Origin of the sequence: Pseudomonas sp. efr-133-TYG-103a, assembly GCF_030209235.1 — a bacterium.
GTDB lineage: Bacteria > Pseudomonadota > Gammaproteobacteria > Pseudomonadales > Pseudomonadaceae > Aquipseudomonas.
The window spans coordinates 111,047-123,904 of record NZ_JARVSK010000026.1; the positions used below are offsets into that span (position 1 = coordinate 111,047).

The window sequence follows — 12,858 nt, forward strand, 5'->3', positions numbered from 1 at the left end:
CTCACGAGTGCCCATGAACGATCAGTTGCAACCCCTCAAGAAACAACCGCGCACGGCCAAGGCAGGTCGCAGCGGGACCCAGGACGACATCGTCTACGCCCATATTTTCGAAGCCATTCTCGAGCAGCGCCTTGCGCCCGGCACCAAGCTGAGCGAAGAAGCGCTGGGCGAGATTTTCGGCGTCAGTCGCACCATCATCCGCCGCGCGCTCTCGCGTCTGGCTCACGAAGGCGTGGTCTTGCTGCGTCCGAACCGTGGGGCGGTGGTCGCCAGTCCAAGCGTCGAGGAAGCGCGGCAGGTGTTCTTCGCCCGCCGTATGGTCGAGAAGGCCATCACCGAGCTGGCAGTCGAGCACGCCACCGTTGAACAGCTCAACGAGCTGCGCAAGATGGTCAGCGATGAGCGCGACAGTTTTTCCAGGGGCGACCGTGGGGCGGGCATCCGGCTGTCAGGCGAGTTCCACCTCAAGCTTGCCGAAGCGGCGAAGAACGCGCCCTTGATCAGCTTCCAGCGCAGCCTGGTTTCCCAGACCTCGTTGATCATCGCGCAGTACGAAAGCGGCAACCGCTCGCACTGTTCGTACGACGAACACACGCAATTGATCGATGCCATCGAAGCGCGCGACGCGGCGCTGGCGGTGAACCTGATGATGCACCACATGGATCACATCGACAGCAAGCTCAACCTGGACGAAGACAGCGCCTCGGATGACCTCCACGCCGTGTTCTCGCACCTGATGCTGCCGAAGAAGAAATCGGGGCGCAGTACAGCTGTTTGAGCGCGCTACTCAGTGGATCAGCTCGCACTAAGTTCAGTTTGATCGTTCCCACGCTCCGCGTGGGAATGCATCCCTAGACGCTCCGCGTCCAAAACAGACGCAGAGCGTCGAGACGGGCGTTCCCACGCAGAGCGTGGGAACGATCATCATCTCCAGGACGCCCCACGGATGCCTCAGCGCTTATGCACCCGTACCCCCGCCGAGTAGGTCTCGCTGACCGTCCTGTCATCGCCCAGTGTCATTAATACGAATAGCTTCTCCTCGATACTGGTCGCCTGTTTCATCCGGTACGACAGCAGCGGTGTCGCGTTGAAGTCCAGCACCACGAAGTCGGCTTCGGTGCCTTCTTGCAGGTTGCCTATCCGGTCGTCCAGCCGAAGCGCTCGCGCACCGCCCAGCGTGGCCAGGTACAGGGATTTGAACGGGCTCAGCCTGGCGTCCTGCAATTGCATCACTTTGTAGGCTTCGTTCAGCGTCTGCAGGATCGAGAAGCTGGTACCGGCGCCCACGTCGGTGCCCAGTCCTACGTTGAGCTTGTGCCTTTCTGCCATCGGCAGGTTGAATAGGCCACTGCCCAGAAAGAGGTTGGAAGTAGGGCAGAAGGCGACGGCTGACCCGGTTTCAGCCAGGCGCTGACATTCCTGATCGCAAAGATGCACGCCGTGGGCGAACACCGAACGCTCGCCCAGCAGGTTGAAATGGTCGTAGACATCCAGGTAATTCTTGCGCTCCGGGAACAGCGCCTTGACCCACTCGACCTCTTTCAGGTTTTCGCTGATGTGGGTCTGCATGTACAAGTCCGGGTATTCGGTCAGCAGTTGCCCGGCCAGCGTCAGCTGCTCCGGCGTGCTGGTCGGGGCGAAGCGCGGCGTAACCGCGTAATGCAGACGCCCCTTGCCATGCCAGCGCTCGATCAGCGCCTTGCTGTCCAGGTAGCTGGATTCAGCCGTGTCGACCAGGTAATCCGGGGCATTGCGGTCCATCATCACCTTGCCGGCGATCATCCGCAGGTTGAGCTTCTGCGCGGCGCTGAACAGCGCGTCCACCGACTCTTTGTGCCGGCTGCCGAACACCAGCGCCGTGGTGGTGCCGTTACGCAGCAATTCCTTGAGAAAGATGTCCGCCACTTCGGCCGAATGCGCGGGGTCGGCAAACTGTTTTTCGCACGGGAAAACGTACGTGTTCAGCCAGTCCAGCAACTGTTCGCCGTAGGACCCGACCATTCCGGTCTGTGGCAGATGGATGTGGGTGTCGATGAAACCGGCAGTGATCAGGGCGTCGGTGTAGGTCAGCACTTCGACCTCGCGCGGCAGACTGCCCAGCAGGTCTGCGGCATTTCCTACCGCAATGATCCGGCCGTCCTCGACGATCATCAGACCGTCTTCGAAATACTCGTAGGACGCGTCGACAGCGACCTGAGCAGGGTCGTCCAGGCTATGAACGATGGCGGCGCGGTAGGCTTTCTTTTCAATGGTCATTTCAAGATTCACTTTTATTCAGGAAACCTGGCTGCGTCGCGAGACAGGCATGAGCTTGGCAACGGGTTCTGACGTAGCACGCCGCTCCTCGCCCTCGAGCCCGAAACGGGCGTTATACGTTGCAATCACCTCGGCGGCCACGGACACGGCAATCTCCATCGGCAGCTTGCCTTTCACTTCCGCCAGACCCATGGGGCAGCGCATCCGCTGCACCAGTGCCGGGTCGAAGCCGCGGTCACGCAAGCGGTGTTCGAATTTTGCGCGCTTGGTCCGGGAGCCGATCAGGCCAAACCAGGCGAAGTCGCCGCGCGTGAGGATGGCGGCGGTCAGTTCCAGGTCCAGTTGATGATTGTGGGTCATGACGATGCAGTAGCTGCCAGCGGGCAGGTTATCCACTTCGTCGACCACTTCTTCACTGACGATGCGAGTGACGCCATCGGGCACGTGTGGCGGGAATTCGGCCTCTCGCGAATCGATCCAGCGCACCCGGCAGGGCAGGCTGGCGAGCAGCGGCACCAGCGCGCGGCCCACATGCCCGGCGCCGAACACGGCAATCTGCGCTTGGGGGCGGCCCATCGGTTCGAACAGCAATACGTTCACGCCGCCGCAGCACTGGCCGAGACTGGCGCCGAGGCTGAACCGCTCCAGACGCGTCTGCTGGTTGCCGCTGGCGAGAAGCTCGCGGGCGATTTCCATGGCTTTGTATTCCAGATGGCCGCCGCCGATGGTGTCGAAAATCCGCTCGGCGCTGACCACCATTTTCGAGCCGGCATTGCGCGGCGTCGAGCCGCGCTCCTCGATGATCGTCACCAGGACGCACGGCGTGCCCTGGGTTTGCAACTCGGCGAGGGCGCTGATCCAGTTGTTCATGGGTTTCTCCTGATCGCGTCAGACGATCAAATCTTCTTTGTCCTTCCCGGCCCATTCGTGAGCAAGCTCACTCCCACAGGGAGCGCATTCCTCCAGCTGAAATGCGATGGGTCCTGTTGCATCGTTCCCGGTGGGAGCGAGCTTGCTCGCGAAGGCGTCAGCTCGAACGCCACTGATCAAATAGGTGAAACCGTCAGTTCATGGGCCACGCCTTCTGCTTCCGGCGCTGCGGCCTTGAGCTTGCGCATCTGTTCGCAGCCCCACAGCACCCGTTCCGGCGTCGCGGGCGCGTCGATCTTTGGCTGATGCCTGTAATCGCCCAGACTCGCCACCGCATCCTTGATCGCACACCACGCGGCGATGCCGAGCATGAATGGCGGTTCGCCGACGGCTTTGGAGTGAAACACCGTGTCTTCCGGGTTCTTGCGGTTTTCCACCAGCTTCACCCGTAAATCCGCCGGCATGTCCGCCACCGCCGGAATCTTGTAGCCGGCCGGGCCGTTGGTCATCAGCTTGCCTTTGGCGTTCCACACCAGTTCTTCGGTGGTCAGCCAGCCCATGCCTTGAATGTAGCCGCCTTCGACCTGGCCGATGTCGATGGCCGGATTCAGCGAGGCGCCGACGTCGTGAAGGATGTCGGTGCGCAGCATTTTGTACTCACCGGTCAGCGTGTCGACGATCACCTCGGTGCACGCCGCACCGAAAGCGAAGTAATAGAAGGGCCGGCCGCGCGCCTGGCTGCGGTCATAGAAGATTTTCGGTGTCTTGTAATAGCCGGTGCTGGACAACGACACCTGGCCCATCCAGGCCTGTTGCGCGAGGGTGTCGAAACTGATGACCTGCTCGCCCACCCGCACATGGCCGTTGCGAAATTCGACCTGCGCTGCGTCGCAAGCGTAATGCTTCGCCGCGAATTCGATCAGGCGCTGTTTGAGCGTTTCAGCGGCGTTCTGCGCAGCCTTGCCGTTCAGGTCCGCACCGCTGGAGGCGGCCGTCGGCGACGTGTTCGGCACCTTGTCGGTGTTGGTGGCGGTGATCTGCACGCGGTCGATGTCGACCTGGAACACTTCGGCCACCACTTGAGCGACCTTGGTGTTCAATCCCTGGCCCATCTCCGTGCCGCCGTGGTTCAGGTGAATGCTGCCATCGGTGTAAATGTGGATCAGCGCGCCCGCTTGGTTGAGGAAGCTGGCCGTGAAGGAAATCCCGAATTTCACCGGCGTCAGCGCCAGACCCTTCTTCAGGATCGGGCTGTTGGCGTTGTAGGCCATGACGGCCTTGCGACGCTCGGCGTACTGGCTGCTTTCTTCGAGTTCGGCGGTCATCTCTTCGAGCATGTTGTGCTCGACGGTCTGGTAGTAGTGGGTGACGTTGCGCTCGGTCTTGCCGTAGTAATTGGCCTTGCGCACGGCCAGCGGATCCTTGCCTAGGTGCCGGGCGATCGCATCCATCACTTCCTCGATCGCGACCATGCCCTGCGGGCCGCCAAAGCCCCGATAGGCCGTGTTCGACGCCGTGTTGGTCTTGCAGCGATGACCGTTGATCGTCGCGTCGCCCAAGTAGTAAGCATTGTCGGCATGGAACATGGCGCGATCGACGATAGAGGCTGAAAGGTCGGGGGAATAGCCGCAGTTGCCGGCCAGTTCCAGCTGAATGCCCTGCAACCGGCCGTCATTGTCGAAGCCGACGTCGTACTCGACATAAAACGGATGGCGCTTGCCGGTCATGATCATGTCTTCCATGCGCGGCAGGCGCATTTTGGTCGGCTGGCCGGTCAGCCGCGCGACCACCGCACACAGGCAGGCCGGGCTCGCGGCCTGAGTCTCCTTGCCGCCGAACCCGCCGCCCATGCGCCGCATGTCCACCACGACCTTGTTCATCGACACGTCGAGCACCTCGGCGACGAGCTTTTGCACTTCGGTCGGGTTTTGCGTGGAGCAGTAGACGATCATTCCGCCGTCCTCGGTGGGCATCACCGAGGAGATCTGCGTTTCCAGATAGAAATGTTCCTGGCCGCCGATGTGCAAGGTGCCCTGAATGCGGTTCGGTGCAGTCTCCAGCGCTACGGCCGAATCGCCGCGCTGATGAGTGTGGCTGTCGAGCACGAAATGCCGGTCGCGGTAGGCCTGGACGACATCCAGCACCGGCTCGAGGTCTTCGTACTCGATGATCGCTGCCATCGCTGCCTTGCGCGCGGTCTCCAGATCGCGGGCCGCGACGGCGATCACGGGCTGGCCGACGAATTCGACCTTGTCGATGGCCAGCAGCGGATCGCCGGGCAGCAGCGGGCCGATGTCTTTGAGGCCCGGAATGTCTTCATGGGTGATCGCGATGCGCACGCCTTCAAAGTCGTAGCAGGGCGAGACATCGACGCTGACGATGCGGGCGTGGGCGCGATCGGAGAGGCGCGCGTATACGTGCAACTGATTGGGGAATTCCAGGCGGTCATCGATGTAAACCGCTTCGCCGGACACATGTTTGTCGGCGCTGTCATGCTTGACGCTGCGGCCGACGCCAGTGGTCAGGTCCTGCTGGAACAGGGCGACCAGTTCTTCCTGGGTTTTGGCTGGATGGTGGTTAGACATATGCAGTCACCCGCGTCTGGATGTGTGGCGTTTGCAGCTCGATGAAGTATTTGCGCAGCAGGTTCTGCGCGCTCAGCAAGCGGTATTCCTTGCTGGCACGGAAATCCGTCAGCGGCGTGAAATCCTGTTCCAGCGCATGACAGGCTCGTTCGATCGTGGCCGATGTCCAGGGCTGTCCGATCAGGGCCTGTTCGCAGTGGGCAGCGCGTTTGGGGATCGCCGCCATGCCGCCGAAGGCCGCACGGGCATCGACGATCGCGCCGTTCTCGACCTGTAGACGGAAGGCCGCGCAGACGGCGGAGATGTCATCGTCCAGCCGCTTGGAAACCTTATAGGCACGAAACGCCTGCCTTGCGCTGGCCCTGGGTACGATGATCTTCTCGATGAACTCGCTTTCCTGACGCGCGGTTACGCGGTAATCGATGAAGTAATCCTCCAGCGCCAGCGTACGAGTCGTCTCGCCTTTGCGCAGGACGATGTTGGCGCCCAGCGCGATCAGTAGGGGAGGCGAGTCCCCGATAGGCGACGCGTTGCCGATGTTACCGCCCAGCGTGCCCTGATTGCGGATCTGCAGCGACGCGAAACGGTGCAGCAGTTCGCCGAAATCCGGGTACTCGCTGCTCAACGCTTCGTAGCAGTCGGTCAGCGCAGTGGCAGCGCCGATCTCGATACGGTCCTCGAAGTGCTCGATCTTCTTCATGTCGGCCACGTTGCCCACGTAGATCATGACCGGCAGCGTGCGATGAAACTGGGTGACTTCAAGCGCCAGATCGGTGCCGCCCGCCAGTAGCCTGGCCTGCGGGTAGGCGTCGTAAAGATCGGCCAGGTCGGCGACGGTCAACGGCACCAGACAGCGCTTGTCGCCGCTGTTCAGCTCGGCCGTCTGCTGCGGTCTGATGGCCTTGAGGCGGGCGATGGTCTGCGCCTGGCGGGCGTCGAACTGGTCGGGTTTGTGCTGTCCGCCACAAGCCTGCCCGGCGGCGGCGAGAATAGGGCGATAACCGGTGCAACGGCACAGATTGCCGGCCAGCGCTTCATGGGCCTGAGCCTGCTTTTCCTGGTCGGAGTCCGCTTGCGAGCTGTTCTTCTGCAGCGCGAACAGCGACATCACGAAGCCCGGTGTGCAGAACCCGCATTGCGATCCGTGGCAGTCGACCATGGCCTGCTGCACGCTGTGCAACTGACCCTGGTGCTTGAGATCTTCGACACTGATCAGCTGCTTGCCGTGCAACGCGGCAACGAACGTCAGGCACGAATTGAGACTGCGATAACTCAGGTGATCCTGGCCCTGCTCATCGGTCGACAGCTCGCCCACCACCACGGTGCACGCGCCACAGTCGCCGCTGGCGCAGCCCTCTTTGGTGCCGGACTTGTGCACGTGCTCACGCAAATAGTTGAGCACCGTCAGGTTCGGGTCCAGAGCATGCTCGGTTTTTAGCTCTTGGTTCAGTAGAAACTGGATCACCGGTTGTGCCTCATTTTCTTGTAATAGAAAGTTTGTAATCGAACATGTCGATGAATCTATCAGTTCTGACTATCGGGTCAATAATTTTCTGACCTTTAAGTCAGGAAATGTGGATTTCCGTCGACTTGCCGATTAACGGCGGGCTGGCTGTGCAATGAAAGGGTGGGACCACGCTCAAAGTTTTGCTTATTTCGTGCCAGTTTCCATACATATGGCCCTGCGCCACAGGTGTGCAGTGCGATACACTGCGCCGCTTGTGTGCAGCTATTGGATTTAAAGGAAAGAAATGACGTTCAAGGCACCGGACAGCCTCGCTGAGCAGATCGCTCATCACCTCGCGGAGCGGATCATTCGCGGCGAGCTCAAGCCAGGAGAGCGGATTCAGGAGCAGAAGGTCACTGCGGCACTCAACGTGAGTCGGGGATCGGTGCGCGAGGCGCTGTTGGTTCTCGAGCGACGCCACCTGATCGTCATCCTGCCGCGTCGCGGCGCTCAAGTGTCGGTCCTGACCCCGCACAACATCACCAGCCTCTGCGCGCTGATGAGTGAGCTGTACATTCTGCTCGGCCTGGCCGTGGCCAGAAGCTGGCAAGAACAGACCGATCTGGCGCCCTTCCTGCAAATCCAGCAACGTCTGATCGCCAGCTGCGAGCGCAAGGATGTGAAGGGGTTCGTCGAAGACAGTTTCAACGTCATGCGCGCGGCCTATCCGTTCGCCGACAATCCGTATCTGGAAGAAACCGTCGAGAACCTGCAGCCTTCCATGAGCCGTTTCTACTACCTGGCGCTGGAGCAACGCAAAGCCGAGATGAGCGAATACCTGACGCTGTTCGGCCAATTGCTCGAAGCGGTGATCGCCCGTGACCTGTCGCGCATCCGCGAGGTGCTGACCTGTTACGCCGAGCGCAGCTGCCAGTCGGTCCTGTCTGCCCTGGCGGCCAGCTGATCCATGCGCCTTAAATGCATCAGGCTGGCCGGGTTCAAGTCGTTCGTCGATCCGACGACGGTGAACTTCCCCAGCAACATGGCGGCCGTGGTCGGCCCCAATGGATGCGGCAAGTCCAACATCATCGACGCGGTGCGCTGGGTCATGGGCGAAAGCTCGGCGAAAAACCTGCGCGGCGAGTCGATGACCGATGTCATTTTCAACGGCTCCACCAGCCGTAAACCGGTCAGTCAGGCGAGCATCGAGCTGGTCTTCGACAACTCGGACAACACACTGGTGGGCGAATACGCCGCCTACGCGGAGATCTCCATTCGCCGCAAGGTCACCCGCGACAGCCAGAACAGCTATTACCTGAACGGCACCAAGTGCCGTCGTCGCGACATCACCGACATTTTCCTCGGCACCGGCCTGGGCCCGCGCAGCTATTCGATCATCGAACAGGGCATGATTTCCAAGCTGATCGAAGCCAAGCCTGAGGATCTGCGCAACTTCATCGAAGAAGCCGCCGGTATTTCCAAGTACAAGGAACGCCGCCGGGAAACCGAAAACCGCATCCGCCGTACCCACGAAAACCTGGCGCGCCTGACTGACCTGCGCGAAGAACTCGAGCGCCAGCTCGAGCGTCTGCACCGTCAGGCCCAGGCCGCCGAGAAGTATCAGGAATATAAAGCCGAGGAGCGCCAGCTCAAGGCGCAGTTGTCAGCCTTGCGCTGGCAGGCGCTGAACGATCAGGTCGCGCAGCGTGAGGCGATCATCGGCACTCAGGAAGTCAGTTTCGAGGCGCTGGTGGCCGATCAGCGCAGCGCCGATGCGTCCATCGAACGCCTGCGCGACGGCCATCACGATCTTTCCGAACGCTTCAATCAGGTGCAGGGCCGCTTTTATTCGGTCGGCGGCGACATTGCCCGTGTCGAGCAAAGCATTCAGCACGGCCAGCAGCGGCTGCGTCAGTTGCAGGACGATCTGCGCGAAGCCGAGCGCGCCCGGCAGGAAACCGAATCCCATCTGGGCCACGACCGCACGCTGCTGGCGACGCTGGGCGAAGAGCTGGAAATGCTTGAGCCCGAGCAGGAAATGACCCTCGCCGCCGCCGAGGAATCCGCCGCCGCCTTGGAAGAGGCGGAAAGTGCGATGCACGGCTGGCAGGAGAAATGGGACGCCTTCAACCTGACGTCTGCCGAACCGCGACGCCAGGCCGAGGTTCAGCAATCGCGCATCCAGCAGCTGGAAACCAGTATGGAGCGCCTGGCCGAACGTCAGCGCAGGTTGGGCGAAGAGCGCCAGTTGCTCGCCGCCGACCCGGAAGATGCGGCGATTCTGGCACTCAGCGAAGACCTTGCAGCGCGGGAAATGGCGTTCGAAGACCTGACCGCCGAAGAAGAACAGCTGGTCGAGCGCCTCGAGCAATTGCGCCTCGAACTGCAGCAGACGACTCAGTCGCAACAGCAGGCGCAGGGCGATCTGCAGCGTCTGAACGGCCGCATCGCTTCGCTGGAAGCGTTGCAACAGGCGGCGCTGGATCCCGGCACCGGCACCGCCGAATGGCTGCGCGAGCATCAGTTGAGCGAGCGTCCTCGTCTGGCTGAAGGCTTGCGCGTCGAATCGGGCTGGGAGCTGGCCGTGGAAACCGTGCTGGGCGCCGATCTGCATGCGGTGCTGGTCGACACTTTCTCGGGCCTTGATCTGGCCGGTTTCAATCAGGGTGATCTGCGTCTGGTCAGCCCCGCAGCCGACAAGACCCGCATTCCGGGCAGTCTGCTCGACAAAGTCGAAACCGGCGTCGACCTGAGCCACTGGCTCGGTCAAGTCAAGCCGGTCGAAACCCTCGACGATGCCCTGGCACTGCGTTCGCAGTTGAGCGCCGGGCAAAGCCTGATCAGTCGCGACGGCTACTGGGTCGGCCGTGATTTCTTGCGGGTGCGTCGCGCCAGCGAGGCCGAAAGCGGCGTCCTGGCCCGCGGCCAGGAGTTGCAGCGTCTGGAGGCCGAACGCGAGGAGCGTGAGGCCACATTGGCTGCGCTTGAAGAACTGTTGCTCACCCAGCGCGAGCAGCAGCGCGTGCAGGAAGACGGTCGTGAGCAACTGCGCCGACGCCTGCAGGACGAAGCCCGTCAGCAGAGTGAGCTCAAGGCTCAGCTGTCGGCAGCCAAAGCCAAGGTCGAGCAATTGACCCTGCGCCGCACGCGGCTGGATGAAGAATTGACCGAGCTCGGCGAGCAGCGCGCCATCGAGCAGGAAAGCCTGGGCGAGTCGCGCCTGCAATTGCAGGACGCGCTTGACAGCATGGCGCTGGACACCGAGCAGCGCGAACTGCTGCTGGCCCAACGTGACAGCCTGCGTGAACGGCTCGATCGGGTGCGTCAGGAAGCGCGGCAGCACAAGGATCACGGCAACCAGTTGGCCGTCAGGCTGAGCTCGTTGCGCGCTCAGCACGACTCGACGCGTCAGGCCCTGGAGCGTCTGGAGATGCAGTCCGAGCGCCTGACCGAGAAGCGTGAGCAGTTGAATCTGGGCCTGGAAGAGGGCGAGGCGCCACTCGAAGAGCTGCGCCTGAAACTCGAAGAGTTGCTGGAACGGCGCATGGTCGTCGACGACGAAATGCGCACCGCGAAAAACGCTCTGGAAGACGCCGACCGCGACCTGCGTGAAGCCGAGAAACGTCGTACCCAGGCCGAGCAGCAATCGCAGTTGCTGCGTGGGCAACTGGAGCAGCAGCGGCTGGAATGGCAGTCACTCACGGTGCGACGCAAGACGCTCCAGGAGCAACTGCACGAAGACGGCTACGATCTGAATGGCGTGCTGGCGACCTTGACGCCCGAGGCCAACGAGAAGGAAGCCGAAGAGGAACTGGAGCGCATCGCCGCGCGGATTCAGCGTCTGGGCGCCATCAACCTGGCCGCCATCGATGAATACCAGCAGCAGTCCGAGCGCAAGCGTTACCTCGACGCTCAGGATGCCGACCTGGTCGAAGCGCTGGACACGCTGGAAAACGTCATTCGCAAGATCGACAAAGAAACGCGCAATCGCTTCAAAGAGACCTTTGATCAGATAAACAGCGGAATTCAGGCACTTTTTCCAAAAGTTTTCGGTGGTGGCAGCGCTTACTTGGAACTGACGGGCGAAGATTTACTCGATACAGGGGTGACGATCATGGCGCGTCCCCCGGGCAAGAAGAACAGCACGATCCATCTGCTGTCCGGTGGCGAAAAAGCCCTGACCGCGCTGGCGCTGGTTTTTGCCATTTTCAAACTCAACCCGGCACCGTTCTGCATGCTCGACGAGGTCGACGCACCGCTGGACGACGCCAACGTGGGCCGCTATGCCCGACTGGTCAAGGAGATGTCGCAAACGGTGCAGTTCATCTACATCACCCACAACAAGATCGCCATGGAAATGGCCGATCAACTGATGGGCGTGACCATGCATGAGCCCGGGTGTTCGCGCCTCGTGGCGGTGGACGTAGAGGAGGCCATGGCGCTGGTGGATGCGTAACGGGCTGCGGCGCAGCCGAACGGATTGATGAGGGAAAAGTGGCGCTCGATGGCTCAGTACAGGATCAACCGCCGCAGAGGTACAGATCCTCGCGGCATGCCAGATGTAACAGACGGTGTAAAGTTACCTTTGGTCGTGCTAGCTTAATGTCCACTTTTTCATTTCGCGTGGGTAAAAGGCCATTCAGAACATAGAGTTGGCTCCACGTTTTAAAGGGGTTTACGCCCTTACTTTTCAGAATTTTCATTAGAGGCACGGGATTACATGGAAATCGGTCTGCGAGAGTGGCTGATCGTCATCGGCATAATTGTCATTGCCGGTATTCTTTTTGACGGCTGGCGCCGGATGCGCGGCGGCAAAGGCAAACTGAAATTCAGGCTGGACCGCAGCTTTTCCAACCTGCCGGACGACGACGAAGGCTCGTCCGCCGAGGTGCTGGGCCCTGCGCGTGTTCTGGAAACCCATAAAGAGCCGCAACTGGACGAGCAGGATCTGCCGGCCATGAGCGCGGCTCGCGAGCGGCCTGAGCGGGCGGAGCGCCCTGAGCGCGAAAGCAAGCGCGGCAAGCGCAAGGACGAACCGCAGCAAGGCGACTTGAACCTGGATCTCGACGGTCCGAACCTGTTCTCGGCCCGTGACGATGACTTCCCGGACGACAAGCCGACCCAGCGTATTACCGAAGACAAGGACTTGGCGCCGGTGGAAGAGGTGCTGGTGATCAGCGTCATTTCCCGCGACGAAAGCGGTTTCAAAGGGCCTGCTTTGTTACAAAACATTCTGGAAAGCGGCCTGCGCTTCGGTGAAATGGACATTTTCCATCGCCACGAAAGCATGGCAGGCAACGGCGAAGTGCTGTTCTCCATGGCCAACGCCGTCAAGCCGGGCGTGTTCGATCTGGACGACATCGACCATTTCAGCACCCGTGCGGTGAGCTTCTTCCTCGGCTTGCCGGGTCCGCGCCATCCCAAGCAGGCGTTTGATGTGATGGTGGCCGCGGCGCGTAAACTGGCCCATGAACTCAACGGCGAGCTCAAGGATGATCAGCGCAGCGTCATGACCGCGCAGACCATCGAGCATTACCGCCAGCGCATCGTCGAGTTCGAACGCCGCGCACTGACTCAGCGTCGTTGATTGAGCGACGCAACCCTGTAGGAGCGTGGCTTGTCCCGCGATCTGTCGCGAAGCGGCAGCAAATCCCGCAAACGCGTTCGTCCAGAAATACCGCGTTCGCCGAGATTGCGACG

8 protein-coding genes are annotated in these 12,858 nt (G+C 61.3%); 4 read left to right on the top strand and 4 right to left on the bottom strand.

Annotation, left to right across the window (positions count from 1 at the left end):
- Window positions 1–13 precede the first annotated feature (13 nt).
- Entirely contained in the window at window positions 14–778 is a 765-nt protein-coding gene (locus QRN36_RS21435) for a GntR family transcriptional regulator (RefSeq protein ID WP_285425901.1), read from the top strand.
- A 173-nt stretch (window positions 779–951) separates the two neighbouring features.
- Here QRN36_RS21435 and guaD read toward each other — a convergent pair whose 3' ends face one another.
- From guaD to xdhA, 4 genes are all read right to left on the bottom strand, one after another.
- Entirely contained in the window at window positions 952–2,256 is a 1,305-nt protein-coding gene (guaD, locus tag QRN36_RS21440; protein ID WP_285425902.1) for a guanine deaminase, read from the bottom strand.
- Between the two features lie 18 nt (window positions 2,257–2,274).
- Window positions 2,275–3,126 carry a xanthine dehydrogenase accessory protein XdhC gene (gene xdhC / locus QRN36_RS21445; protein ID WP_285425903.1) on the bottom strand — a complete coding sequence of 284 codons (852 nt, stop codon included), beginning with the start codon at window positions 3,124–3,126 and terminating at the stop codon, window positions 2,275–2,277.
- Window positions 3,127–3,302: 176 nt separating this feature from the next.
- Window positions 3,303–5,711: a xanthine dehydrogenase molybdopterin binding subunit gene (xdhB, locus tag QRN36_RS21450; protein ID WP_285425904.1), complete on the bottom strand. Its 2,409-nt coding sequence runs from the start codon at window positions 5,709–5,711 to the stop codon at window positions 3,303–3,305.
- Window positions 5,704–7,176, bottom strand: coding sequence for a xanthine dehydrogenase small subunit (gene xdhA, locus QRN36_RS21455; RefSeq protein WP_285425905.1), 1,473 nt, complete (start codon window positions 7,174–7,176; stop codon window positions 5,704–5,706). The genes xdhB and xdhA overlap by 8 nt, the downstream gene beginning before the upstream one ends.
- Before the next feature lie 286 nt (window positions 7,177–7,462).
- Between xdhA and QRN36_RS21460 the strand changes: the two genes are divergently transcribed.
- The 3 genes from QRN36_RS21460 (at window position 7,463) to zipA (ending at window position 12,745) form a co-directional block, all read left to right on the top strand.
- On the top strand, window positions 7,463–8,122 hold the full coding sequence (locus QRN36_RS21460; protein WP_093459498.1) for a GntR family transcriptional regulator: 660 nt from the start codon (window positions 7,463–7,465) through the stop codon (window positions 8,120–8,122).
- Between the two features lie 3 nt (window positions 8,123–8,125).
- Window positions 8,126–11,614 carry a chromosome segregation protein SMC gene (smc, locus tag QRN36_RS21465; RefSeq protein WP_285425907.1) on the top strand — a complete coding sequence of 1,163 codons (3,489 nt, stop codon included), beginning with the start codon at window positions 8,126–8,128 and terminating at the stop codon, window positions 11,612–11,614.
- 264 nt (window positions 11,615–11,878) lie between these two features.
- Window positions 11,879–12,745, top strand: coding sequence for a cell division protein ZipA (gene zipA, locus QRN36_RS21470; RefSeq protein ID WP_093459493.1), 867 nt, complete (start codon window positions 11,879–11,881; stop codon window positions 12,743–12,745).
- Window positions 12,746–12,858: the final 113 nt, after the last annotated feature.

Bases quoted from the DNA above. Each gene is read 5' to 3' on its own strand.
- QRN36_RS21435 (WP_285425901.1), top strand. From the start codon at position 14: ATGAACGATCAGTTGCAACCCCTCAAGAAACAACCGCGCACGGCCAAG.
- guaD (WP_285425902.1), bottom strand. From the start codon at position 2,256: ATGACCATTGAAAAGAAAGCCTACCGCGCCGCCATCGTTCATAGCCTG.
- xdhC (WP_285425903.1), bottom strand. From the start codon at position 3,126: ATGAACAACTGGATCAGCGCCCTCGCCGAGTTGCAAACCCAGGGCACG.
- xdhB (WP_285425904.1), bottom strand. From the start codon at position 5,711: ATGTCTAACCACCATCCAGCCAAAACCCAGGAAGAACTGGTCGCCCTG.
- QRN36_RS21460 (WP_093459498.1), top strand. From the start codon at position 7,463: ATGACGTTCAAGGCACCGGACAGCCTCGCTGAGCAGATCGCTCATCAC.
- smc (WP_285425907.1), top strand. From the start codon at position 8,126: ATGCGCCTTAAATGCATCAGGCTGGCCGGGTTCAAGTCGTTCGTCGAT.
- zipA (WP_093459493.1), top strand. From the start codon at position 11,879: ATGGAAATCGGTCTGCGAGAGTGGCTGATCGTCATCGGCATAATTGTC.